We start from the raw sequence: 25,821 nt of genomic DNA on the forward strand, positions 1-25,821 counted from the left end.
AAATTTGACGCTTTTTATTGGTGTTAATTAACGTAAATTACTTATCATAAGGAATAAAATAAGATGAAATTTGTAAAATTCCTGCTTTTGCTATTTCCGCTGTGCGCTGTGCTAGATTCTGCCGTAGGGCAAGAGCCCCTGGCCTCACAAGCAGAGTCAAGCTTGAAACAACCGCCACCAAATATCATTTTCGTACTGACTGATGACCAACGTTACGATGCAATGGGATTCTTAGATCCCACTCTGAACACCCCTAATATGGATCGAATAGCCGCTGAAGGGGTCCACTTCAAAAATGCCTTTGTGTCGACGGCGCTCTGTTCGCCAAGTCGAGCGTCAATTATGACGGGTCAATATATGCATGACCATGGAATCGTTGATAACAATGTTAAGTTTCAAGGTAATCCAACCTTCTTTCCCCAATTGTTGCAAACTGCTGGCTACAATACTGCTTTTATAGGCAAATGGCACATGGGCGCACATTCGGATGAGCCCCAACCTGGGTTCGATCATTGGATCAGCTTTCGTGGACAGGGGCATTATTTACCTGAGGGCCATGTTCTCAACATCGATGGTGAACACGTACCACAACCGGGCTATATCACCGATTCACTGAACCGGTATGCAGTAGATTGGATTTCTGAGCGTGAGGCAAGCAAGCCCTTCTTTCTTTATCTTAGTCACAAAGCGGTTCATGCGGATTTCATTCCTGCCGATCGACACAAAGACCAATACGCTGACGTTGAAATGGTCGCACCGCAGACCATGGCAGATACTCCCGAAAACTATGAAGGAAAACCCCGTTGGGTTAAGGACCAACGCAACTCCTGGCATGGGGTAGATTTTCCATACCATTCAGATCTCGACGTACTGGAATATCGTCGTCGTTACAATCAAACGCTATCAGCAGTCGATGACGGATTAGGAGATATAATCTCGGAGCTCGAGAAACGAAATATGCTTGATAACACAATTGTATTCCTTATGGGCGACAATGGTTTTATGTTCGGTGAGCATGGACTGATTGATAAGCGTAATGCTTACGAAGAATCAATGCGTGTACCTCTCATTGCTTTTGGTGGAGAGGTTGCCAAGGGGAAGACTGTTTCAGACGCCGTTGTTGGTATTGATATCGCACCAACTATTCTTTCTCTTGCTCAGGTTGAAGAGGAAATGCCCAAACAAGATGGCAGAAGCTTCATGCCGCAACTTCTTTCAGGTAGTAATGCAAAGACTTGGCGTGACGCGTTCCTCTATTCATATTACTGGGAGTACAATTACCCTCATACGCCCACAACGTTCGCGGTACGCACAGATCGGTTTAAGCTGATTCAATATCACGGGGTTTGGGATACTGAAGAACTCTATGATCTTCAAGCAGACCCTAAAGAAACCAAAAACCTGATTAATAATCCGAAATATGATGAGGTTAAAGTTGAGCTGCGGGCCAAGCTTTTCGACCTTTTGCAGCGAGATGATGGACAGCGACCGAATGTCGAATATTCAGAACGCTTCGGTCCCGGTGCGGTATTTCGCAATGCTGAAGGTTCCAGCGCTTCAGAGTTTCCCGATCACTGGATTCGCCATTCAACCGACAGCGACCTTAGACGCCACACACAGAATGAAGGTGGCAAAGGTCATGGTGGAAAATAATGTCCAATCGATGTGAAATCTCAAAACAACGATTGAATTAAAGTTACTTTTCTCTTAGACAATATATGTCAGCTAAAAGGAAAATATAATCGCGATGATGCATTCTCGTGCATCATCGCCGTTGCCAGAAACTTTGGAAGCTCAATACAAAAAACTTAACCATGAAAGAAGAATAAAATGAAGTTCAAAAAACTACTACCATTGATAATTCCACTGTTCGTATTAGGCTGTTCTGAGGACCAGGCGTCTTCTCCTCTAAAACCTACAACAAGCTTGCCCTCGGCTCCGCCAAACATAGTCTTTATTATCACCGACGATATGTACCCACACATGTTCAACGTCTTGCCTGAGGGGCAGGATGAAACAGGCAGTGGACGAAATGTTACCCCCAATATAGATCGAATCGCTCAGGAAGGCTCTTTTTTAAGCAACACCTTTGTGGCCTCACCCGTTTGTACACCGAGTCGTTACAATGTACTGACAGGAAATTACGCCAGTCGGGCTCAAAATAAACAATTTACGGACTTTACCGCCAGAAACGAAAACCAGACCGTTATTCAATGGAATTCTTTTATTACCCCCGGGGTTGAAAACACTGTGGGTAATCACCTTCAGAAGATGGGTTATCGCACTGGGTTTGTCGGAAAAAATCACGTTATTGAAAGTTTGGAACAAATCCATCAGGATAAATCTCCAGACCTTTATGCGGATCCAACCAGCCCTGCGATCAAGGCTGAGTTGGAATACCGACACGAAGCATTGCAAGACGACATTCGTCGTGCAGGCTTTGAATTTGCCGATAACCTTTATCATGATAATCCTAGATGGCTGGGCATCGATGCGCTGGCATCTCAAAACATGGACTGGATCACCGAGGGCGGTGTTCGGTTTTTAAGATCACGTGATGAACGCCCTTTCTTTCTATATTTCGCGACAACCATTCCCCACGGTCCCACAAATGCTGAAAACTCCTGGCTGGCTGACCCTCGTATAACACCAAAGGGTATTCTGGACGAGGCTCCTGATCTCATGCCGGGGCGCGATACACTAACCCCCCGTGCTAAAGCGGCTGGTAGAGCGGGTGAAAATCATGAAAACCTGATCTGGTTAGACGATGCGATAGGTGTATTGCTGGAAACGCTTGAAGCCACGGGTGAGATTGACAATACAATCCTTTTCTTTTTTAACGACCATGGCCAGAATCAAAAAGGAACACTTTATCAGGGTGGTATTCGCAGCCAGGCTTTTGTTTGGCAAAAAGATGGCTTTTCCTGCGGAAGTGTCTGCGATTTTTCTGTATCGAATACGGATTTTCTCGAAACGATACTGGAGATGGCGGGAGCACGAGACATCGAAGAGGTGAGCGACGGAAGCAGTTTCTATGGAGCGCTAAATGGCACCCCTCGTGAAGAGGCCCAATCGATGTACTTTGAGCTGGGCTATATGAGGGCAGTGATAAAAGGCGACTACAAGTACATCGCATTGCGATACCCAAACTATGCACATGAGTTGTCACTCAAAGAAAGGCAAGCAATGCTTGACGAATACAATTCATTCAGGCGCTCCTTTGGAGCGAAAGCGGTTAACGATGATGCGTCTTTACCATTCGGGTTGCTGGAGATGGTACCCGGCGGCGGCGGTGCTGAAAATGCCGTTTATCGATCAAAGCCCGGAATCTTCGAGCCGGATCAGTTGTATAACTTGAAAGAAGATCCTATGGAAGAAACGAATCTCGCTAACAAACCAGAGCATCAAAAAACTCTTACGGAGATGCGAGCGGAACTGCAAAATTATCTTGATCAACTACCGGGAACGTTCAATCTTTAACTTTTGGCAGGCACAGGGATGTGCCAAATGGCCCCTATACTTGTAAAAATTTTTAATATTTAGGCGTCATATACCTTCTATTTCAGCAGCTTGTCGATAAATTGAGCGTGCGTAGGGGCCATTTTCGCTGCATTTCTTAGTGCCATAACTCCCCTTTGCATAGAGTCTCTAACCCTCATATAGTCTGAAGAATCAACGTTGGGTAGGTATTGTCTGGGGCGTAAACCCATTCCCTCTAGTACAGCCCACCAACTTTCTTCAGAGAATAGATCCATCGGATTCTTAAAAATTTGACCATTAGCGGAAAAAACATCTAACTTCGTTCTCAAGCTATCGGGTATTTCCCTCTCTTTCCAAGACCTCCAGAAATCAGAATCATCCCTTTTAGTAAGGCAATAATGAGCGACGATAAAGTCTCGAATACAATCAAACTCAATATGCATCAATCGATTGTACTCATCAATAAGACTCTGTTCATAAGTAGAGCTGGGAAAGTTTTCCACAAGGTTTAGCATTGACTTCATCGCCAAATAAATACCGGTTGATTCCAGTGGCTCCAGAAAACCGCTGGATAACCCCACAGAAACACAATTCTTGTACCAAAAATGTTTACGCTTGCCTGTCTTAAATCTTAGCGTTCTGGGTTCGGTTATTACTTTACCTGTTATGTTTTTACATAAAGATTCCAAAGCCTTATTGTCATCACAGAACTTACTGGAATAAACGTATCCATTACCCAAACGGTTTCTCAGAGGAATATTCCAGCACCAACCATACTCCAACGCTTTTGCTTTGGTATAAGGCGAAAGAGGACCGTTATGATCTGTGTGAACGACTATTGCCTTATCGACAGGAAGATAACGCATCCAGTCGATGTACTCGACTTTCAAAGTCTTATCGATCAACAGCCCGGCATGCCCTGTACAATCAATATAGAGATCTGCAACCAGATTTTCCCCTGAATCAAGGATCAATCTATCAATCATCCCCTGCTCGTCTAAGGTTGCTCTGTTTACATCGGCCAGAACGTGTTTAACCCCTTTCTCTATACAGTATTTATTTAAGTATTGAGCCGTTTTTTCAGAATCAAGGTGTAAAGCATAAGCAGCTTCAGATAAAATACTTTTCGAGGATTTTGATGGGGCTAGAAAGTGACCATACTCAGCTAAAGCGACAGACGGTGAGAAGTCGGAAAACTCACTAGATTCACAGTTGAATTTTGACTTAAGCCAATGATGATAAAAAGAAACTCCATCAATTTTTGCTCCTATTGAGCCAAATGGGTGCCAATACTGATCACCTATTTTCAGCCAATCTATAAATTTTATGCCCAGTTTAAAAGTTGAATTTGTATAAGCGATAAAATCCTTTTTGGATATTTTTAAATAATCCAATAGGTCTAAAAATGAAGGAATAGTCGATTCCCCTACCCCGACGGTAGGAATATTGGGTGACTCTACCAGAGTAATGGTGCAAGGAAGATGTTCTGTCGATCTGGCCAATATCGCTGCGGACATCCACCCCGCCGTCCCACCCCCGACAATTATAATACTTTTGACGTTATTATATTCTGCCATTTATACCTCAAAATAAACTATTAAGAATATTGGCAACTTGTGCCAGTATTATTTCAACAGACAACAGCACTGGCACTTTATAAAAAAACGACCGGATTTCTCCGGTCGTATAATATTGCTATCGTATTAAAAGTTCATTCTCACACCTACTTTATAACGCGTTCCTGTATACTGCATTAACGAGAGCCTCTCTTTAACATCTACATATTCTAGCGTTCTCTCATCGGTAAGATTTATCGCCTCAGCCGTCAAAGTTAAATAGTCGTTTACATCATAAGAGAAGCTTGCATCTAGCTGTCCATACGCTTCGACGTGTTCTGGTAGGCCGCCAGATCTTTGTCCAGTTCTATACTGCAAGAAATCGTCACGCCAATTATAAGCAAGACGAGCCTGATAGCCGTTCATATCGTAAAACGCAATCACATTGTAGGTATCTTCAGCGAAGCCTTCTAAGCCAGCTCTTGGCTCAGCTACGCCTTCCAAATTCACCGCTAGCGCATTTTCATCCTTCGAATGAGCATAGGTATAATTTGCCTGAATCCCCAAACCACTGAAAAGTCCAGGAAGATAATCAAAATAATGCAGAGCTGCTAATTCGACACCGGTTATTTCGCCACCGTCCCGATTATCTTTTTGAGTGATTGTCTCAACAATTGTGCCAAATCCTGGCAAAGAGTAACTGCTATCGACATATTCACCCTCTACGTAGATATCGGGGGTGTCATCACGGTATGTCGTAGTAGAAATGAATGTCTCGATATCTTTGTGGAATACATTCATCGAGTATGTGCTTCCCGAAGAATGATAATATTCTAATGAAAAGTCTAACTGGTTGGCTTCGTAAGGGTTTAGGTAAGGGTTCCCTCCTGAAGTACTGAAATTGACAGCTTGAACATCAACATAGTTTTTGTTGACGCCAATATCCTCAATGGCCGGCCGGGCGATTGCTTTTGATGCCGAAAACCGCATCATAAGCTCTTCAGTCAGCTCGTAAGATAAATTAAGACTTGGGAGAATGTCATCGTAGTTATTGGACCGACTGATTTGACCGGGGTCTGTGTAGTAAACGTCCAATATCGCTTGGTTACTGGTATCGATTCTAGGTTCGATGGCTATACGCTCTTTACCGTAGCCTGTAGATTCTGTGTCGGTATCGATATAACGAAGGCCAACATTACCTCGCCATGGGTTTCCGAAAATCAGACCGGACATATTTACTTGAATGTATGATGCAATGCTCTCTTCTGAGGTCGTGCTCGAACGGGTCTCATTAAACACTTCATTTGGCCAGTCTGAAACGCCGGTCATGTCAGATATAGCCTGGTGATATTGACCCACATCGTTGATCACAATGAAATCGCGTGGAAAGTCCCCTTCTACATCGCCTAAATAATCACTGTTGTTATTAACCGAGAAAACGGAGTCGTCCATATCACGAAATTGACCACAGATCTCCATCCTTCCTTCACCGATGCCACAGTTATCCTCATGAAGTGTCTCATAGACATTTTTCACCTTTTCCCTATCAGACATCGAGGCGCCAAAACTAACAGAGTCAATACCAAAGGTATCTCCAAACTCTGTGTCAAAAGCGTATTCGCCATCAATTTTCAGCTCGGTAATCTCGTCTTCCAGTTCTTGATGTGAAATATGATTCCAGTGCGCCCGCACACTGGCGGGATCAGCATAATCAATAGTGGAATTGAGGTCTAAAACAGCTCCCCCGGTAGTGTCATAGGTAAAGTAATCATTCTCAGGATCAAGCCCCTGAGGAAACTGCTCGGGATCACGATTATTATTCACATAGTTCGGGACGAGCGTGTCTTGACGAGGATCCGCCTTCGCAGTTGAATAAGAAGCGTCAATGCTCAACTCAAGCCTGTCCCAGTTTTTTGTACTATTAAAGCCGACTGCCTGAGTCTCAGATTGCTCACCCCTCACTTGGAATAAACCATCATGTGGCTGAACACCATATTTGGTGGCCGCGACTGCCGTACCATGTTCGGAGGCCACTACGTCGGTCCAACCGGGAAACTGAAGGCCAACTTGCATACCTTGGCTAGTAGCAACGCGAGAAAAATCCGTATACAGATAATCCAGTGTGTTTTCCCAGCTATCATCCGGTCCCCACTGAATTCCGACATTGACACCTGTACGCTCTCTTTCTTCTTCATCCAGCGTAAATTCAAAGCGCCCCGGATACCAAAGCGTGTCAGGGGTTACGACCTCACCGTTCGTGTCAACTATATCGCCAAGGACCACATCTGAGTCACTGGCATTCAATGTTGCCCAGCGGCTAGTCGATGCTGCATCTATTCTGTTATCACCCTCTTGGCGGGAAAAACCAAATAAAACACCCAGGGTATCATCCGCAAAGGTGTTGCTGAAAACACCAGAGAATTCAGGGCTGGTTTCTTCGCTCAAATCATTGTATTTGGCATTGATTGAGCCCGCCATTTGCAATCCAGGTGTATCAAGAGGCCTAGCTGTTTTCACATCAATATAAGCACCTATACTGCCTTCCGGTGTTTTTGCCATAGGACTTTTCACAACATCAGCACCAGAAATCAACTCCGATGCGAGCACCTGAAAATCAAACTCTCGGCCATTCTCTGTAGTGGCCAATGTTCTACCGTTAAGCGTCACAAGGTTAAACGACGGACCAAACCCTCTTACCGTAACTTTGGAGCCTTCCCCATTAGTTCTAGAAATGCTCACACCCGATATACGCTGTAAGGATTCCGCAACGTTTTGATCGGGAAACTTTCCTATGTCTTCCGCTACGATACTATCCTGAATTACCGAACTTTCTCTTTTGAGGTCCGACGCCTCCTCTAAGCTTTTGCGAATACCTGTGACCACAACCTCCTCTAAAAGCGGCTCATCACCCTGGGCAAGAGTTTGATTAAAGGAACATGCGGATGTGACCGCAATAATTGCGCTGGCAAGTCTATTTCTTGAGTACATAGCATCTCCGAATATTTTCTAATTGTGTACTTCTTCAAAGAATTATATGAGTAGCTTCAACTTCACTATAGAAAGCCGAGCTCAGGTTTAGCTACTCACATAATGGGTTTTAAACAAAGCGGAAGTCCTATTTTGAGTTTTACACATCACCTACATTATCTTTATAAAGGTATGATGTTTTAGTGCATTCAGTTAAGAATGACAATATGCACTAAACGTACATATCTTTATCTATAGAGATGGTCGAAGTAATTACATTAAGCCAGCCGAGAATTCGGTGACTATGAGAAGCAAGATTTTGAACGTCTTGCTTCCGCAGATTATAGGTGTGCTGTTAGATACTCAACGATAGTCATCCATGCGCTGAATATCGTAGGCTTCGTATTTTTGTTGCAGTAACCACAGAGGACGCTCCAAGGTAAGCTCCCAGTGATACAAATCTTTGAACATTTCTTTCAACCGGTCTCGCTCTTGCAATGCTTGATCGTCATGCTCTGCAATATCCTCGGGCAGATAAAACAATTCTGCCGGACGGTCTCTATGACGAATAAGCTTCCAATCACCCTTTCGAATCGCCGCCCTTGCGTCTTTCTTCCAGTACATCATTTCATGCGGACGACCGTCTTTTTCAGAGGTGACGTAAGGGATCAAATTTTTACCATCCACATCGTCCAGATCCTCTGTATTACCACCAGCGGCCGCATAAAAAGTTGGCAGAAGATCAAGGGTAATAACGGGCTTTTCGTAGGTTGTACCAGCTTCCAATCTCTCCGGCCAACGCATAACGTACGGCACACGAACACCACCTTCCAAATGATTGGACTTGGTTCCTGATAACGGGTCGTTTACCGAGGCATTTTTATCACTGGGTCCACCGTTATCATTCGTAAATACCACCAAAGTATTGTCTTCGATATTCAGCGTTTCAAGCTCATCCAAAATTGCTCCAGAGGCTCGATCCATAGCCAACATCATTGCCGCATAGGTTTTACGCTTCCCCTCTAAATTTGGAAATTGTGCTAAGTCTTCCTTAGTAGCCTCCATAGGGGTATGAGGAGCATTAAATGAAACGAATGCAAAAAAAGGCTTGTCATCGGAGTTAGCCTGGCGAATAAATTCAATCACCTCATCGGCGATCTTGTCTGTCAGGTATTTTTCAGGCTCTTCATAATGACCGAACCCGCGCTCCATACGCTTATCAGCCAAGATCGGGCTGTTTGGATCAATTTCGCCCTCGGCATAAGCAAAATAACTACGATCTCCCCCTCGAAAGCCATAAAACTCATCAAATCCGCGCTTTAATGGATGATAACGGTCGGCAGCACCCAGGTGCCACTTGCCGAACATACCATTGCGGTATCCTCGCTTTTTCAAGTAATCGGCCATGGTTACCTGATCCACCGGCAGCCCCATGTCCTCCCCTTTGAGCGCAGAATTGGGACTCATAAAGCCGGGAACGTTAATTTCTTCGTAGCCGAAACGCTGTTGGTACTTACCAGTCATTAAGCCAGCACGAGATGGACCGCAGGTAGCATCGCTCACATAGCCTGCGGAAAAAATCACCCCTTCTGCGGCGAGTGCATCCAGATTCGGTGTGCGAATCTCCTTGCTACCATGAAATCCAAAGTCGCCATAACCAGCGTCATCGGTAAATAACAGAAGTATATTGGGCTTATCTTGCTGTTGAACGGCCGCATTAGCGAAAGAGCTAAACAAAGAAATGAATAATAGGACAGAAATTAGAATTTTCATGGTTATATCCAAGTTTTAAGCTGTTTGAAAAAAGGCCCTACCGGAAATCCGGAGGGCCAAAGCTCACATGCAACCCAACTCAACCTCTCAACAGAGGCACAAACACCGACATTTCTGCCGTGCCTCGGTTACTCCATGAAAAATAGGGCACAAATTGCGACTTATGATTTATAAATTTCGCTGATTTTAATTTTCGATACATACCGCCAGCATCGTCGGTTCTAAGTTTCAAGTTCGCCTCGATAACCGTGAGGCCACCTAAAAATTCAGGTTTATGCAGCGGCTTTAACTCTTGTTTCTCGTCAAGATATACATCCAGAATCTTAGTCCCTTCGGGTAAGTCTGGTGATTCAACCGCGTAAACCACAGGGCCACGGCGCAGAGCAACCTGGTTACGCACTTCCTCAATGCGTGGATGCCCCTCGATAAGATCGACATTCATCGGTAAAGTTAGATTAATCTCATCACCAGCCTTAAATGCACGGTTAATAACAAAAAACTCTCCCGTTTTAACATCAGAGCTAACGACCTCACCATTCAATTTCACTTCGGCCTCATCGCTCCACCCCGGAATTCTCAGCATCAAATCAAATTCTTCTGCTTTACATTCCTCAATGATAATACTGACAGAACCATCCCACGGGTATTCGGTTTTTTGCGTCAGTTTAATATCCGACCCGTCATTTAACTGGGTATGCAGTTTATTGCTACCGTACAGGTTTACCGCAACACCGTTTTCACTTAAACAGTAAGCCCATCCACTCACCTTAGCAATGGTGCGTACTAAGTTAGGGGGACAACAGAAGCACTCGATATAAGGCTCGCGATCCGCTGACTCTGTACAATCAGCGTGATCGCTGTATTCGCGCTGACCATGGTTAAAACGCAGAGGGTTTGCGTAGAAATAGTGCTTGCCATCATTACTGATTCCCACAAGCGCAGAGTTGTAAAGAACGGTCTCCATAATATCGCCGTACTTCGCCTCGCCCTTAATAGACATCATTCGCCAGTTAAACATGGCGTTGGAAATATTTGCACAGGTTTCGTTATAGGCCGTGGAGTTTGGCATCAGGTAATCATCCACGAAACCTTCATGAATCATGTTCTGATCATCATAGGCACCGTGATGAACCTGGCCGAGCGCACCGGTTAAATACATTTTATGATTAATGGCTGAATCCCAGATACGATCCAAAGCATCAATAATATCCTTATCGCCCGTCTCGGCATAAACATCGGCGGCACCTGACCACAAGTACATACCGGTAACGGCATGACCTACGGCTTCGACCTCTTCGCGCAGTGGCGTTTTCATCTGACACTGGTCACCGGTAAACCAATAGGGAACCGTTTCGTGCAAATCCATAGGCACTGAACCACGCATGGTGACGAAAATATCCGCAAGCTCTACATATTTTTTATTGCGAGTCGTGCGGTACAACTCTACGAGGGACATAATTTGTGAAGGGTTAAAACCAAAACGCGCCAAACGCTCTTCGCGCGGCTCAAACACGTCATATAGATAATCGGCCGCTTTTACCGCCAGATCAAACCAGTTGGTTTTTCCGGTAATACGATAATGAATTAAACCGCCCTGAATAAGATGCCCAAAATTATAAAGCTCATGATCGGTGACAACTCTCCAGCGACCACTGTTATTGATTTGTACATGCGTGTGCAGGTAGCCGTCATCTTCTTGAGCCTTAGCGATAACCTCGATAATCTCGTCAAGCTCTTTCAGAATGGACTCATCTTTATTGTGCGCATAAATATATATACACGCTTCCATCCACTTATAGAAGTCGCCATCGTGCCACAACATTCCCTTAGCTTCGCCTTCCATCAAACCCGCAGCGACTTTAAAGTTGTTATAAGCATGGCCCACCTCGCCTTTCAACAAGGTTCCCATATGAGGTGCCATAACCTCCTCACACAATTTAAATTTGTCTGCCCAAAAACCTTCTGTCCACTGACAGTCACCCATGTTTATGCTTCGCAGTTTAACGAAGGGGCTTTCGCTGTTGCCAACAATGGCCGCACTTTTTATATGATTTTTGCTCATAACTCTACTCTCAGTTCTGGTTAAGACGCTTTTACAAGGTCTTGCTCAATTTCTTCAATGGATTTTCCTTTCGTTTCCGGGAGGAAAATACCCATAACAACTAGCCCCGCCAGCGCGACAAAGGCGTAGTTCAGGAATGTACTCGCAGCCCCCATCACCTCAAGCTGCCAGGGAAATATTTGCTGTATTGAGAAACTTGCTAAGGTTTGCACCAATGCCGCAAAAGGCAAAGCGACACTGCGGACGTCATTGGAGAATATCTCAGAGAAAACGACCCACATAATAGGGCCAATACTCATATTGAATGCGGCCAAAAATGCGAATAATCCGAGCAGTACAAATGTCGCGTCAATATCAATACTGGCATTGATTACTGCGCCACTGATTAACGGGAGTTCGGATTTATCGAATCTCTCTGCCAGCACGGCTTTTAATTCCACGTCATTAGCGTAAGTGGTACCGATTAGAGATCCGAGAGACTCTACTTCAACGCCTTGCTCAGCGATTACAGTAAGGCTTTGCTCATCAATACTGTAGCTCGCGTTGTTAAAGCCATACCAAATGGAGCAGTGCGCCAACACTATTATGGTTAAGCCGACCAACGTCAGGTTTCTGCGACCAAACTTTTCCACACTGAAAATAGCAACCAAGGTAAAAATAACTGCGACGGCACCGAGAAGTATCGTTTGCATAAAGCTGCTTTCTACCGTAGCCCCTATCTGCTCAAACACGGTTGGAGCATAGAAAAGCACAGCATTCATACCGCTACCGCCTTGCACCACTGCATAAGCAACGGCAACCAGCAAAACAAAACGCATCGGCCCACTAAAAAGCTGGCGCAGCTGTTTTAGTACGGGTACATCACCTTCCTGATGAATACTGTGCTGTATCTCTAACATTGTGTTATCGACTTGCTCGGCAGGTAAGGTCATTAACAACACTTTGCGGGCATCGTCATCGCGACGCTTTTTCGCTAACCAACGGGGGCTTTCTGGGATGGTTACTAATAAAGCAATCCACACAACATTAACAATTAGCTCGGCTCCGAGCATAAAACGCCAAATGTTACTCTCGTTCAACCATTCAATCCCGGCCATAGACTTCACGAGAAAATAATTCACCACAAAGGCAACTAAGCTGCCGAGTGTAATCAAAAGTTGATTAATTGAAACAAAACGCCCGCGGGTTTTCGGTGGTGCCATCTCGCCGATATACATAGCCGATACCGTTAAAGAGGCAAATGCAACCCCACCAATAAAGCGCCCCGCAACCAACATGGGGTAATTCATCGCGAGCGACGAAATTAATGAAGACAATGTATAGGCAAATGCGATCCCAAGTAGAACCGATTTCCGACCAAAACGCTCCACCAACGAGCCAGTAAAAAACAGCGCCACAATTACGCCCAACAGGGCGCAACTAACTACCAAGCCTTGCTCTAAGGCATCCAATTGAAATTGCGCACTCACAAAACGTACAGCGCCGCTGATATTGGCGGCATCAAGACCGAAAACAAAGCCCCCGAACGCCGCAATAAGAGAAAATTTGGTAACTTTATTATCGTAGCTATGCATTGTTATAACCCAACGTACATTTTTGTATTATTCGCCCATATAAACATATGATGTTTATAGAGTCAATATGTTAACTTTTGCTTACAAAAAAGCCCTGACAATGCAGGGCTTCATTGATGATGCTGGCGTGAAAGTCTATTTAAAGCCACCCAGCTCTTTATCTAATCGCTCGCACGCATCACTCAACAGTTTTACGGTTAAACGTTCTGCCTTATCACCATCTTTCTTTGCAATTGCCTCAAAAACCTTCCGGTGATAGGGCACCGATGCCTTATTGCCCGCTACATCCTGATTGGTTAACCGCACGCTCACCAGAATGGCCGAATAAATCACACCTTCCATTGCCGAGACGAATTCGTTGTGAGCCGCTTTCAGTATAGCTCGGTGAAACTTGGCATCAGCAATTATAAACCCCTCAACGGACCCTACCTCTAGATCCATACGCACTATGGCTTCGCGAATGGCGTCTATATCTTCTTTACTACCCCGCTCGGCCGCCCAGCGAGCCGCTTTGGGCTCAAACGCCAAACGAACATCCATCAACTGCTTGAGAAAATCTGGTGTGGGCGAGCTGGTAAGGTGCCAAGCCAGTACGTCATCGTCCAGCATGACCCATTGGGTACGCGGCTTCACCTTGGTGCCTATGCCACGGCGAACATCCAACATGCCTTTACTGACCAAAATCTTAACGGCATCACGCACCACCACTCGACTCACCTGATAACGCTCTGCCAGGGCATTTTCGTCATCGATCAAGCTGCCGGGCTCAAAATGCCCCGCCACGATACGGCGCCCCAACTCCCGCGCCACCTGTACAGGCAGGCTCGGAGTCATGGAGGCCGCGCCTTTTAAATCGTAATAAACCAGCTCACTCACTTGTGTACATCCCCTTTATGGGCCCAATGTATTCAAACCGAAACATCCCATGTTAGCACTAACCGCAGATATAGACATAATTTATGTAAAGCCTGCTTGGGTGCAGGGCCCCATGAGTAAGAAAATCAGGCTACCTATCTTAAATTATTTCTTGCCGTCGTAACGGCAGCTCACGCCACCTTCTGCCCGTAGCCGCAAAAAACGCATTACAAACAGCTGGTGCCACAGGTGGCACGCCCGGCTCACCCACTCCCCCAGGGAAAGGATCGCCTATATCAATAAGCTCAGTCACGATCTCTGGTGTTTCGTCCATTCGCAACAGCCGATAACCATCAAAGTTATTTTGTTTCGCAGCACCCTTTTCATGAGTGATTTCGCCGTAATAAGCGAGACTTAAGCCAAAGATGGCCGCCCCTTCAAGCTGAGCTTTTACCCGGTCTGGATTCACTACCGTACCCGCATCCATCACCATCCAGATTTTTTTAATTCGTGCTCGCTCGCCGTTTTTCTCAGCCATGGCTACACAGGCTACATTGCTACAGAAGCTGCGGTGCACACTTATGCCAAGCCCCTGTCCCTTTGGCAGCTTTTGGCCCCAATCGGATAAGTCGGCGGCCCGACGTAAAGTACCTTTTATGCGCCCCACATCAAACGGATAGTCTTTGAGGTTTTCACCATAATTAAAGTATTCCGTACCCTGCTCGGTAAAGTCTATTTGACGATCAGGCCCCAACAGCTCCAACCAATAGTGGTAGGGGTCGCGCCCCAAGTGGTGAGCCAACTCATCCACATACGAGCCAATTGAAAAAGCATGACCAATATTCGCCACCGATCTCAACCAGCCGTACCGCACATGAGCCTTACCCGGACCACTGGTGCAGAGCACATTCTCCACTGCAAAGGGCATATCACGCATACCCATATTGGATTCAAATTGAATTCCGCTGAAATCCGGTTTAAAAATCGATTGAATACCTGGACCAGCCTCGCGGTGTCGCCAGGCGGTGATTTCCGTCCCACTCAAAGCGGTCGTTATTTCTTGGTATGTGGGAGCCTGATAGTAATCGAACAGCAAATCATCTTCGCGCGACCAGATAACTTTAACGGGTCGCTTTAGGGCTTTACTGAGATAGGCCGCTTCGACCACAAAATCCTGTTTACTTTTACGGCCAAATCCACCACCTAAAAAGGTGACATGTACTTTTACCTGAGCCTCATTAATACCAAATTGATCCGCTACCGCTTTTTGCGCCGCTTGCGGATTCTGGGTTGCTGCCCACACCTCTACAACATCGGCTCGCCAATCTGCGCTGGCTGAGGGCGGCTCCATCGGAGCATGCGCTAACGCAGGCACATAGTAACCACGGGTAAAGGTTGAATCCGAGTTTTCGATTAATTGCGACGCCTCACCCTTTTGCCGATGGGTTCGATGAGCTTTATCGACATCGAGTTTAAGACTTTTGGCGTACTCGGCAGAATCGAAATGATCGTTGTCTGAAGCAGACCACTGCACATTGAGCTTACTGCGCCCTTGCATTGCAGCCCAAGTGTTAGCGGCCACTACCGCAACGCCGCCCAGGGGTTGAAACCTGACGGGGTGTTTTAACGGCGGCATTTCAATAACATCGATAACACCCGGTATTTTCAGAGCTGCTTCACGATCATATTTAACCGGCTGAGCGCCGAGTACCGGTGGTCGCTCAATCACCGCCACAGCCATTTCGGGCAGAACCGTATCAATGCCATACACCGCACGCCCAGTTAGCATTGCAGTTGCATCTAGATTGCCCATATTGGCATTGCCAATAAAACGAAATTTGTTCGGAGTCTTCAACTCTAGCTGTTCTTTGCCTGGTACCTTTTGCGTCGCCGCCAGTTGCGCCAGTTCACCAAAGCTAATAGAGCGATCGCCGGCCCAAACCCTACCCTCCCGGGCACGGCAACTGGCCGGTTCAAACTTCCACAATTGTGCCGCCGCGTGTTCCAACATGTGGCGGGCGGTAGCACCCGCCTCGCGCAGTGCTGTGTAAAAACCTCGAATGGAATTGGAACCATCCGTGTTCTGGCTACCGTACTTTTTATCGCCCAGCGCCTGCACAACCTTTACCTGCGACCAGTCGGCATTTAACTCATCGGCCACCACCATCGCCAATGAGGTTCGGATTCCCTGCCCCATTTCACTGCGATGACAAATAATCCGTACCCGATTATCAACGTTTATTTCTAAATAGACGCTGGGGGTAAATACTTGCTCAGGTGACTCTTTATCGTCCTCGGCACCCAACACCCTGGGCACATACCCCACCGAGGGCAGACTGGCCCCCAGCAACAAGGATGTTTTTGCCACGCCCGCCAACCAACGCCTACGGCTAATGCATTTTACCTGTGACACGAGCGCCTCCTTTATTTAACTTCTACGGCCAAATCGGCGGCAAGCTTGATGGCGGTTTTAATTCGCGGATAGGTACCACAACGACAAATATTACCGCTCATGGCGTTATTAATGTCGTCATCACTAGGGGCCTGATTGTTTTGCAAAAGAGCCGCTGCCGACATCATTTGACCGCACTGACAGTACCCGCATTGGGCGACATTCAACTCTTGCCAAGCTCGCTGCACCGGATGGCTGGCATCATCACTTAAACCTTCTACGGTCGTAATGCTTTGACCTTCGATCGCTTGTACCGGTAGGGTGCAGGAACGTACAGCTTGCCCATTCAAATGCACAGTGCAAGCACCACACAGACCTTTTCCACACCCAAACTTGGTGCCTTTTAAATCAGCGATATCACGCAGAAACCACAATAGCGGCATTGAAGCATCGCCACTGTAGCTGTGCTCTTTGCCATTCACCTCAAACTTGATCATGGTTGAGCTAACTCCCGCACTTGCCTGGAAAATCCGGGTTCGGCCACTAAACGTTTACAGATAATGTCTTGCAGTACCTGCCAAGGACGCAGAATGCATAAGCAGTCACTCTCTGCCAAAGTAGGCCTTTGTAAACTTGCCAGAGGCACTTCCATGGGTTCTTGAAAGTGCAAATATTGCAGTAACTGATGATACAAAACCGAAAAATAACCAATATCCGAGCCTTGCATTAACCGACTCATCACACCAGCCGATTCGCAACATATTCCGCAACAAACGGGACGGTAGACCAACGACTTAATCGTTTGCTTATTCCACTGGACTTTAAGTGTTTGCGTGGAAAAGCATTGATTTTCTGATCGAAAAACAGAACCATTCTGAGGCATGAGCGCTTTAGCGCTGGAAAACGAGCTAAGCTGGTCTCGGTGTAATAATTGGCGCTGTCCCATTTAATTTATTTCCTCGTTGTTGTTTTTATTATGTAACCGTTGGGGTACTTAACCGTGTTCGCAACATTACTGACCAACGGAGCCTTTCCATTTTCTCGGCGATAAGGACAAAATTTTTACTTTGGCTTTTATTTTATTTATATATACATATGATGTTTAAATATACGAGCACAGCATCAACCTGTCAAATTAATAATGTCTTTGCTACGACAGAATATTAAACCTCGATATATCCTCTAGCCGGTCGATATCTAGACAAACATCTTTGGCTTCTACGGGCACATGCTTCACCCACCGGGCATTGCGCTGCAAGATTGTCGAACCCGTCTCAGCACCATTGAGCAAAGCTAATTCCGGCCAGAAACGTCGCCCAAATACCACGGGGTGGCCGGGCTGCCTTTCAAACATTGGGCGCACAATCTTATCTTTGCCCGCAACCTCCAGCACAGGCGCGCAAGATGCTTTTTGGATAAAAGGCATATCACCTAAAAACACTGCCGCACTATCGACATATTCAGTGGCCAATAAAGCTTTAAAGCCATCCGCCATACTCGCACCCAACCCTGACGCGGCACACTTGGTGCGAATGATCTTCGCGCTCTCACTTAATCCCAACTCCCTGGCATCATCTTCTTCACGTAACACCACCCACGAGCGCGGGCAAATTTGCGTCACGGCTTTATAGCTCTCGGCCAGCAAAGTTGCACCTGAAGGTGCCCTTAAAGCACGCTTATCCAAAGCACCAAAGCGACGAGAAAACCCCGCCGCCAATACCAGGCCTACAACAGAGAATTCAGAGCTCATCTCGCTCCCTTCCCTTCCTTACCCGCACGATATCAGCCATAACCGCAAGGGCAATCTCAGCAGGTGTTTTGCTGCCAAGTGCCAAACCAATGGGCATATGGATACGCCCTATTTGATCATGGGTTAAATGGGCAATGCGCTGCAAACGCTCGGCTCGAGCCTCGGATGTTTTTCTTGACCCCATAACACCAATATAAAAAGCATCGGTCTCTACGGCCTCAACTATCGCCAAATCGTCGATACGGGGATCGTGAGTCAGAGCCACTATCGCACTCGCGCGATGACACGCCCCAGGCGTCGCTATATATAGAGATGGGAGTTGTTGTTTAACGGTACAGCCGGCAAACGAAAACTGGTTTAACCGCTCTTCGCAGGGGTCGCAAACGACCACTTCAAACCCCAAGGTTTTGGCAAAACTGGCGCAGACTTCCGACACGCTGGAGGCACCGGCAATAACGAGCTTTGTGGCCGCTCCTATGCGAATAAAAACCCGTCTGTTCTGATACTCTACCCTTTTACCTAAACAGATGTCCTCTTCTAGCTCAACCTCACCGGAATCGAGGTTTACGGTACGTCGTATGATGGTTTGCCCAGCGAGAGCGCTGCGCAGCAAACGGAAATGCCGCCGTGCTCGAGAGGTGGAATCAAACCTCTCCAGCATCAGGCTTAAAGTGCCTCCGCAAGGTAGCCGAACAGCAGTTTCGGTAGCCGCGGAACCATACATCAGCTGGCTAACTTTTTGACTGAATTCTCCCGCGCGTATTCGCGCGAGAAAATCCTCCTCAACACACCCACCTGACAGAGAGCCGACGTATTCGCCATTACCACGAGCCACCAGCATGGATCCGGGCTCTCGTGGCGATGAACCGTAGGTAGACAGCACAGTTGCCAACCACAAGGGCTCTCCGACCTCCAGCCATTGGCATGCGGCATCCACAACCTGAACGTCCAGCTGCTGCATCTGCTTTGCGACAACCGCGTTATAACTGCTACTTACTGGCCAGCCCTCACCTGCCACAAGGCAACACCTTTAGGTGCTAATACAGGCTTGGAGGCCACCGGCTGCTGAGTGAGCATATCGACAACGCTCAGTTCACCGCCGCCCTCAAGGTTAAGGGTAAGGGTTGCGTCGTTTTTACCCAGGTTAATCGCGCTGACCAGATAGCCGCCACCTTGTTGAGCGATGGCTTGCCAGCGAACACCTTTATACTCGGTACCATTGTTTTCCCGAAGTGTAATTTTAGGCAGGGACTCTTTTACTGTCTCTAGCGCCAGCTCACGTATTTTCTCCAAACTTTCGTCGCCAGAAAGCTGAATTAATCGGTCTTTGGGCCCTGTCAGCGCAACAGAGTGCGGCTGACCATATTCATCTTTGCTTAAGCTTTCTGGGCTATCGACGATCACAGTGCCGCCGTTATCCAGGTATTGCTGTAAAGCCGCAAGCTCCGCACGGGTGACAAATTCGGTTTTGTACACCAACACCGTATCCCACAAATCATTATCTTGTTTCTGAATAATATTCTGCGTAGCAAAGCCTACAGGGAAGCCATCAAAAAACAGTTTTTCGTAAATACTAAACTGCTCTGACATATGGAAAGATTTATTAATCGCTGAAGTTTCAGAGTGGAACAGACGTAGGGGACGACGCTGCTCGCGCAACTGAATAATCTCCTCCGCGAAGCTATTCAAGTCGTACATAACCTGAGTAAAAGCATTCGCAACGTGTGGCTGCTGGTTAACTGAACCTGCGAACGAGCCAGCCAATGCCGGATCGAAAAAGTCGAGCTCGCCTTCTAGGCGATCCTCAAACGAACCATCTGGATCACGCGCCCAAAACCAGGCCATATTGGCATCCATACCCTGCAAAGTAGCCAGCCAGTAAATGGCGTTGACATAATCAATACTGGTGTCCAGGTCGCGCCACCAAGAGGCCGATAAAAAATGCGATTCAGAGTTAACGTGAATTTTTTCCGGCGACACCGACTCCATAAAGTCGTATGACATACTCATTTCTTCCCAGAACATGGAGTAGTGAGCTTCCCATTTTTCTGGCTTTTTGTGATTGAGCAGACGAGACTCACGGGCCTTGGCATCATCACCAATCATGGTGGTCAACTCGGTCAGCGCTTCTACATCAATGCCGTGGGAGCGGTTATTCTCGCTGTACATATTGGGCATGATTTTGATGTGCGTATCGGCCTCAGGATTTCCTTCTTTTAGCTGCCCTTGCAAAAAGGTAAACCAATCGATCGAGCGATCCATGTTAAAACGGCTCCAGTCGTACCAAACCGGCGTACCACGAGTTTCAGGGTCGATGGGTATACCAATGGATACCTCATCAAACGAGGCAAATTCTGTTTTCCAGTTAGTATTTAAGGGGGCAATATTGCCAGCATATTTCTCTTTCAGCCATTCACGGAAATGAGCCAGAGTGTAGGAAGAAATGTCGTTCATTTCCTGAAAGTTCTGACTCCAGTGGCCTGCCTCGGAATACCAGTGTGGCTCATTAGCCAGGATATACCCCAGCTGAGTCACCCTTTTCCCCTGCGTTAATTTACCGGTTTCTTTGGCAATAGTACCCCAGACTTCGCGCACCAAGGGGTTATCAATATCGTAGCCAGTGAACAGCGAACGACCTTTGCGAACCTCCGGCTCGCGCGCCTCTACCCACTCGGGAATACCCATATTCCAATAGATCAAAAACCCAACGTTGCTGTTGTCTATTTCCGTGACTTCACGCAAAAGTTCTTCGTCGAAGCTGCCATCCTCATTCAACAAAAAGGAGTTGATGGCGCGGTCATGGTCTACTGGATACAAATTCTCGCCACCGTGATAAATGGCACCGAGATGATCGTTGTAAACGGCCGTATCGGTGAGCGGACGCCCTACCGATTTCGAGAAATAATCGTACAGGAAAATGGGCTTACCATTGCTCAACAGCTTATTATCGGCAACGGTAATATTCTGCCAGTCGACCTTGGGAACCGGACGGCGCTTGATCTGCCCTGTTATGACTTGATCCAGCTCGACTAAGGCGTCATCGAGTATGTCAATGACCTTCTTGCGCTGAAAATCCGGAATCTCGTCAGCCAGTTTCTCGCTACGATCAGCATAGGGAGCGTACTGTGCAAAAGCGTAGGCGACGGCGTCGCGGTTCGCCTCATCCCAATCGGCAAATTTGAGGAACTCTTTGGCGAACCAGACTACGGTCTCTTCACGGGTGATGTCTATATTTTGTGATTTAGCGTCTTGCATCTTCGCTTGCAAGGTGCTGATTTTCTGTTCAGCTTCTTTTACGTAAGGGCTGTTTATAGAGCTAGAACTCATTTGCTCCAAGGTTGCCACATTAGTGGCGGGTGACACGGAGGCCGGTTCATCATTGGAGCAAGCGGCCAAGGCAAGGGGAAGCACGCCGGCCAAAGCCATTACTAGCAGTTTTTTTGACATTGATCTCTCCACTGAGATTATTAGCATTTTGAGCGGACCAAAACATAATTATATAAACATATGATGTTTTATGCAATCCGCATTGCTTTACGCTTCGCCCCCAAGCACAACCTTATTAAAGAGCGTTTATCAGGCCTTAACTACTATTTGATCGTGGTATTTTTTAGGCGTCACCCCGAACTGTTTTTTAAAAAGTGAGATAAAGTGTGACGGACTGGAAAATCCCAGCTCATAGGCAATATCGGTAATATTCTGCTCGCTTTGGGCTAGCAATCGGGCGGCACTGTAGAGTCTGTGGCGGATGCTGTACTCACTGTAACTGTATCTAAAAACGCTTTTGAACAATCGTGAGAAATACGACGGTGACAAATGGCAAAGTTCAGCCGCCTCGTTCAACGATAGTTCTACATAGCGCTTGTGACGAAATAAATTAATGACGGGAGTTAATCGTTCAAAGCCCGCAGCACGCTGTAGCGGCTGGGTGTGGGGGGATTGTACGGGTTCGGCCCCTTCCACCACACAACTTAACAATAAACCCAATAATAACTGAGACTTTTCACTGAATGGATCACGCTGATAAGCATCTAACAACCAAGCTGTAATTTGTGCAATCTGTGCTCGCGCTTGATCGGTAAGCCTAAGATGCATTCCGTAACGAAAAAAATCAGCGGCGCCCGCCAGGTGACTATCTTCGAGCACTGAAGGTAAAAATTGGACGATGTACCAACTTTTCGGTCTCTCTGTAAGCTCAAAATCATGAGTCTCTAGCGCGGGTGTAAACACCAAATCAAAGTCATGCAGCTGCGATTGCCCCTGGTTAAAGAAAAAACTGCCCTCAATTTCTTCAAAGACAATCAGCTCATGTACTTCGTGAAAGTGCATAAAACACGAATAAGGGTCGCCGTGGTTGTACACCACATGATGAATCTCAAAGTTTTGCCCTTGGCGAATACAGAACGGTTCGCAATATATGTTGCTCTTTTTCATTTATTCTTTACCAGCAGCCGAAGGTAAATGACTCACTTATTCAGACATCATATATCTGATATTTTTGGACTATATCTTATAGTAAACCCCTTGTCACAATGGTCAAATACCTCAAATTTCTGATAATTTGGGGAGAGCCATGCCACAGTCAAAAGCACTTGTTTCCAATGGCCGCGGCCAGTTTGAACTGCGCACTATTACCGTGGGCAAACCCGGTCCGCGTGAGGTACGCATCAAGCTAAAAGCCGCCGGGATTTGCCACACAGACTGGGACTCGGTACAAAACTGGGATAAAACCTTTGTCATGGGCCATGAAGGGGCTGGTGTAGTAGATGCCATAGGCTGCGAGGTTAAAAGCTTTCAAATCGGCGACCGAGTTCTTCTTAACTGGGCTATTCCCTGTGGCCATTGCTTCCAATGTCTTGAAGGCAACCCTCATATTTGTGAAAACCACTCACCTGTTTGCTCTAACACCTTATGTGGCCACGCCCACGGGGAAGCCAGCCAGCTTGATGGAAGCCCCATAGAGCGCTCTTTTCATTTAGGGACCATGGCTGAATACACCGTTGTGCGCGAAGAAGCGGTCACTAAACTCGACGATCATGTCCCTTTTGGTGTGGGGGCAATTCTCGCTTGCGGAGTGATGACCGGCTGGGGCTCAGCCGTCAACGCAGCCAAAGTGCAAGCCGGCTCAACCGCTTGTGTTATCGGTTGCGGTGGTGTCGGTTTGAATGTCATCCAAGGGGCGGCGCTATCGGGAGCGGCTAAAGTGATCGCTATTGATATCAGCGAAGCTCGGCTTGAACAAGCAAAGGAATTTGGCGCAACTCATACCATACTGGCGAAAACGAACGATAAGGACTTTGATCAAGTCGCTAAGGACGTCAGGATGTTAAACAATGATCGAGGAGCAGACTACGCTTTTGAATGCACGGCTGTTCCAGCCCTTGGCTCTGCACCTCTCAAACTGATTCGCAGTGCTGGCACCGCTGTACAGGCCAGCGGTATCGAACAACGCATCGATTTTGACTGCGAGCTGTTTGAGTGGGACAAGATTTACATCAACCCGTTATACGGTCAGTGCAACCCCAGCCGTGACTTCCCCAGACTTTACGACCTTTATGGTTCAGGGAAGATCAAACTGGATGAGCTGATTACTAAAACCTATACGTTAGAAACAGTCGCCGAAGGTTTTGCCGATATGCTCGCCGGCAAGCTTGCAAAAGGCGTGATCATCATCGACCCAGAACTGTAAGGAATAAACCGTGAGCATCCAGCAGATAGAAGCCTCTAACGCCGACGGTTACCTACCAGCCGGTCTTAAATACATTACTGTGCACTCTTCGGCCTTAAAAGGCCGCGGTAATATCAGTTGCTATAACACCGCCAGTAGACGTAAAGACTTACCAATTGTTGTCTTATTACACGGAGTCTACGGAAACCATTGGGTGTGGACGAACTTAGGTGGAGCTCACACCGTCTATGACTCGTTGCGACAAAACAATGCTATTGATGAGATGCTATTGGTCATGCCCGAAGACGGTAGCTACTACGCAGGAAGCGGTTATTTACCCTTGAAGGAAGGCCGCAATTTTGAAGCTTGGATCATGCAAGACGTATTGGAAGCGGTGATCAGAACCGTAGATTGCGTCAGCGAAAATTCCCCCGTTTTTCTATCAGGACTCTCCATGGGGGGGTATGGAGCCCTTCGCTTGGGTGCTAAATACGCCTCACAAGTGAAAGGAATATCAGCGCATTCCTCTATAACCAAACTGGAGGATTTCAAGCACTTTATCAAAGAAGACTTATCCATTTATCAGTGCGAAAACCCTCAGGAAACCAACCTGATGTATTGGATTAGCAAAAACCAGGCGGACTTCCCCCCCCTTAGGCTGGACTGCGGCACCGAGGATTTACTGTATTCCAGTAATATTGAGTTTATGCAGAAGTTGGACGAACAAAAGGTAAAATACCTAAGCGAAACGCCTGCAGGTGGTCACGAATGGAGTTATTGGAATCGACAAGTAGCTGCCACTTTTCGCTTTTTCCATCACCTTCAGCAAAAGTCGTAAACCTATTGGCGGGTTAGCTAGACCCGCCATGTTAAGGATATCATTTCTCCTCCCCCCCCCTCTTTTAAGCTTACGCTTGCTGCATTAACCATTTTCAATGACAATATGACACTTAAGGCCCAGACCAACTGGTATTACCAAAACAGTGTAAACAATTGACAATCTACAACTAAACGCCTACTCTTACACTGTCAATTGAATTTTATGTATTAGAGAAACCAACAATTATGTTCGGCAATAAAATTATCTCCGTTAAAGATCAAATCGCCGATCAGCTACGGTCTGACATCATCTCTGGCAGCTTAGAACCAAACGAACGCTTAAGCGAGCAATCGCTGTCTGAACGCTTCGGTGTCTCGCGTGGTCCTATCCGAGAAGTATTGTTGCAACTAACCAAAGAAGGTTTATTGGTCTCTAAAAGCAACTGCGGTGTGTCAGTCAACAGCACCCTCAACTCTAATATGCAGGAGTTGATGATTGATATCCGTCGAAAAATTGAAATTCATGCCCTCTCCAATATCAAAAATACGCTCACGGAAGAAGATTTTGATTACCTCGATGGAATTCTGGAGCGTATTCAAGAAGCCTTCTCAAAAGAAGACTTTACCGAAGTGACTAAAGCCGATATAGACTTTCACCGTTTTTTAGTATTCAAGGGCGGCGGCCAAGAGTTAGTTAATCTTTGGTACCCGATTGTGTTGCGCATGCGCATGAATTATAAGCGCCTTTCGTCTCCTAAAGATTGCGTAGCAGAGCACAAGGCAATCGCGGATGCGCTAAAAGCCAAAAGCTTAGCCAAAGCGAAGAAATGTCTTTTAGCTAATATAAAATAAAAAGCGGCCAATCGGCCGCTTTTTTGTCTCTCGTATTTCCTAAAACTTCCCCTCTTCTCAAACCAGCAAAAAA

The 25,821-nt window shown here is 46.6% G+C and carries 18 protein-coding genes; 5 read left to right on the forward strand and 13 right to left on the reverse strand.

Annotation, left to right across the window (positions count from 1 at the left end; translation table 11 throughout):
- The first annotated feature begins 63 nt into the window (after positions 1-63).
- Positions 64-1,653 carry a sulfatase family protein gene (locus D568_RS19500; RefSeq protein WP_020208776.1) on the forward strand — a complete coding sequence of 530 codons (1,590 nt, stop codon included), beginning with the start codon at positions 64-66 and terminating at the stop codon, positions 1,651-1,653.
- Positions 1,654-1,830: 177 nt separating this feature from the next.
- Entirely contained in the window at positions 1,831-3,480 is a 1,650-nt protein-coding gene (locus tag D568_RS0106490; RefSeq protein ID WP_157497726.1) for a sulfatase family protein, read from the forward strand.
- A 77-nt stretch (positions 3,481-3,557) separates the two neighbouring features.
- Here the strand turns inward: D568_RS0106490 and D568_RS0106495 are convergent, their stop codons facing one another.
- From D568_RS0106495 to D568_RS0106555, 13 genes are all read right to left on the reverse strand, one after another.
- Positions 3,558-5,057, reverse strand: coding sequence for a tryptophan halogenase family protein (locus D568_RS0106495; protein WP_020208778.1), 1,500 nt, complete (start codon positions 5,055-5,057; stop codon positions 3,558-3,560).
- A gap of 126 nt (positions 5,058-5,183) precedes the next feature.
- Positions 5,184-8,024 carry a TonB-dependent receptor gene (locus tag D568_RS0106500; protein WP_020208779.1) on the reverse strand — a complete coding sequence of 947 codons (2,841 nt, stop codon included), beginning with the start codon at positions 8,022-8,024 and terminating at the stop codon, positions 5,184-5,186.
- 342 nt (positions 8,025-8,366) lie between these two features.
- The gene (locus tag D568_RS0106505; RefSeq protein WP_020208780.1) at positions 8,367-9,776 is read right to left on the reverse strand and encodes a sulfatase-like hydrolase/transferase; all 1,410 of its coding nucleotides are present in this window, start codon (positions 9,774-9,776) and stop codon (positions 8,367-8,369) included.
- A gap of 79 nt (positions 9,777-9,855) precedes the next feature.
- Positions 9,856-11,838 carry a glycoside hydrolase family 127 protein gene (locus D568_RS0106510; protein WP_020208781.1) on the reverse strand — a complete coding sequence of 661 codons (1,983 nt, stop codon included), beginning with the start codon at positions 11,836-11,838 and terminating at the stop codon, positions 9,856-9,858.
- Between the two features lie 20 nt (positions 11,839-11,858).
- A complete protein-coding gene (locus tag D568_RS0106515) occupies positions 11,859-13,412 on the reverse strand; it encodes a sugar porter family MFS transporter (protein WP_020208782.1) in 1,554 nt (517 codons plus the stop codon).
- Between the two features lie 135 nt (positions 13,413-13,547).
- Positions 13,548-14,288 carry a FadR/GntR family transcriptional regulator gene (locus D568_RS0106520; protein WP_020208783.1) on the reverse strand — a complete coding sequence of 247 codons (741 nt, stop codon included), beginning with the start codon at positions 14,286-14,288 and terminating at the stop codon, positions 13,548-13,550.
- A 139-nt stretch (positions 14,289-14,427) separates the two neighbouring features.
- A complete protein-coding gene (locus D568_RS0106525; protein ID WP_020208784.1) occupies positions 14,428-16,680 on the reverse strand; it encodes a xanthine dehydrogenase family protein molybdopterin-binding subunit in 2,253 nt (750 codons plus the stop codon).
- Positions 16,681-16,691: 11 nt separating this feature from the next.
- Complete coding sequence (locus D568_RS0106530; protein ID WP_020208785.1) at positions 16,692-17,156, reverse strand: (2Fe-2S)-binding protein; 465 nt, start codon at positions 17,154-17,156, stop codon at positions 16,692-16,694.
- Positions 17,153-17,386: a hypothetical protein gene (locus tag D568_RS0106535; RefSeq protein WP_020208786.1), complete on the reverse strand. Its 234-nt coding sequence runs from the start codon at positions 17,384-17,386 to the stop codon at positions 17,153-17,155. The genes D568_RS0106530 and D568_RS0106535 overlap by 4 nt, the downstream gene beginning before the upstream one ends.
- Positions 17,387-17,809: 423 nt before the next feature.
- On the reverse strand, positions 17,810-18,409 hold the full coding sequence (locus D568_RS0106540; protein WP_020208787.1) for a nucleotidyltransferase family protein: 600 nt from the start codon (positions 18,407-18,409) through the stop codon (positions 17,810-17,812).
- A complete protein-coding gene (locus tag D568_RS0106545; protein ID WP_020208788.1) occupies positions 18,399-19,427 on the reverse strand; it encodes an XdhC family protein in 1,029 nt (342 codons plus the stop codon). The genes D568_RS0106540 and D568_RS0106545 overlap by 11 nt, the downstream gene beginning before the upstream one ends.
- Positions 19,403-21,856: an alpha-amylase family protein gene (locus D568_RS0106550; RefSeq protein ID WP_020208789.1), complete on the reverse strand. Its 2,454-nt coding sequence runs from the start codon at positions 21,854-21,856 to the stop codon at positions 19,403-19,405. The genes D568_RS0106545 and D568_RS0106550 overlap by 25 nt, the downstream gene beginning before the upstream one ends.
- A 129-nt stretch (positions 21,857-21,985) precedes the next feature.
- Positions 21,986-22,843, reverse strand: coding sequence for a helix-turn-helix transcriptional regulator (locus tag D568_RS0106555; protein WP_020208790.1), 858 nt, complete (start codon positions 22,841-22,843; stop codon positions 21,986-21,988).
- A gap of 139 nt (positions 22,844-22,982) precedes the next feature.
- Between D568_RS0106555 and D568_RS0106560 the strand changes: the two genes are divergently transcribed.
- The 3 genes from D568_RS0106560 to D568_RS0106570 all read left to right on the forward strand — a co-directional run bounded on the left by D568_RS0106560 (position 22,983) and on the right by D568_RS0106570 (position 25,748).
- A complete protein-coding gene (locus tag D568_RS0106560) occupies positions 22,983-24,098 on the forward strand; it encodes a Zn-dependent alcohol dehydrogenase (protein WP_020208791.1) in 1,116 nt (371 codons plus the stop codon).
- Between the two features lie 10 nt (positions 24,099-24,108).
- Positions 24,109-24,915, forward strand: coding sequence for an alpha/beta hydrolase (locus tag D568_RS0106565; protein WP_020208792.1), 807 nt, complete (start codon positions 24,109-24,111; stop codon positions 24,913-24,915).
- Positions 24,916-25,142: 227 nt separating this feature from the next.
- Positions 25,143-25,748 (forward strand): GntR family transcriptional regulator, encoded by a 606-nt coding sequence (locus D568_RS0106570; protein WP_020208793.1) that lies wholly within the window; start codon positions 25,143-25,145, stop codon positions 25,746-25,748.
- The last annotated feature ends 73 nt before the right edge of the window (positions 25,749-25,821 follow it).

Source organism: Gilvimarinus chinensis DSM 19667 (assembly GCF_000377745.1).
GTDB classification, from domain to species: Bacteria; Pseudomonadota; Gammaproteobacteria; order Pseudomonadales; family Cellvibrionaceae; genus Gilvimarinus; species Gilvimarinus chinensis.

What these genes read in the sequence shown, in the direction of transcription:
- D568_RS0106550 (WP_020208789.1), bottom strand. Translation starts at nt 21,856, where the DNA reads ATGTCAAAAAAACTGCTAGTAATGGCTTTGGCCGGCGTGCTTCCCCTT.
- D568_RS0106490 (WP_157497726.1), top strand. Translation starts at nt 1,831, where the DNA reads ATGAAGTTCAAAAAACTACTACCATTGATAATTCCACTGTTCGTATTA.
- D568_RS19500 (WP_020208776.1), top strand. Translation starts at nt 64, where the DNA reads ATGAAATTTGTAAAATTCCTGCTTTTGCTATTTCCGCTGTGCGCTGTG.
- D568_RS0106515 (WP_020208782.1), bottom strand. Translation starts at nt 13,412, where the DNA reads ATGCATAGCTACGATAATAAAGTTACCAAATTTTCTCTTATTGCGGCG.
- D568_RS0106510 (WP_020208781.1), bottom strand. Translation starts at nt 11,838, where the DNA reads ATGAGCAAAAATCATATAAAAAGTGCGGCCATTGTTGGCAACAGCGAA.
- D568_RS0106500 (WP_020208779.1), bottom strand. Translation starts at nt 8,024, where the DNA reads ATGTACTCAAGAAATAGACTTGCCAGCGCAATTATTGCGGTCACATCC.
- D568_RS0106555 (WP_020208790.1), bottom strand. Translation starts at nt 22,843, where the DNA reads ATGAAAAAGAGCAACATATATTGCGAACCGTTCTGTATTCGCCAAGGG.
- D568_RS0106530 (WP_020208785.1), bottom strand. Translation starts at nt 17,156, where the DNA reads ATGATCAAGTTTGAGGTGAATGGCAAAGAGCACAGCTACAGTGGCGAT.
- D568_RS0106495 (WP_020208778.1), bottom strand. Translation starts at nt 5,057, where the DNA reads ATGGCAGAATATAATAACGTCAAAAGTATTATAATTGTCGGGGGTGGG.
- D568_RS0106560 (WP_020208791.1), top strand. Translation starts at nt 22,983, where the DNA reads ATGCCACAGTCAAAAGCACTTGTTTCCAATGGCCGCGGCCAGTTTGAA.
- D568_RS0106535 (WP_020208786.1), bottom strand. Translation starts at nt 17,386, where the DNA reads ATGCAAGGCTCGGATATTGGTTATTTTTCGGTTTTGTATCATCAGTTA.
- D568_RS0106505 (WP_020208780.1), bottom strand. Translation starts at nt 9,776, where the DNA reads ATGAAAATTCTAATTTCTGTCCTATTATTCATTTCTTTGTTTAGCTCT.
- D568_RS0106570 (WP_020208793.1), top strand. Translation starts at nt 25,143, where the DNA reads ATGTTCGGCAATAAAATTATCTCCGTTAAAGATCAAATCGCCGATCAG.
- D568_RS0106540 (WP_020208787.1), bottom strand. Translation starts at nt 18,409, where the DNA reads ATGAGCTCTGAATTCTCTGTTGTAGGCCTGGTATTGGCGGCGGGGTTT.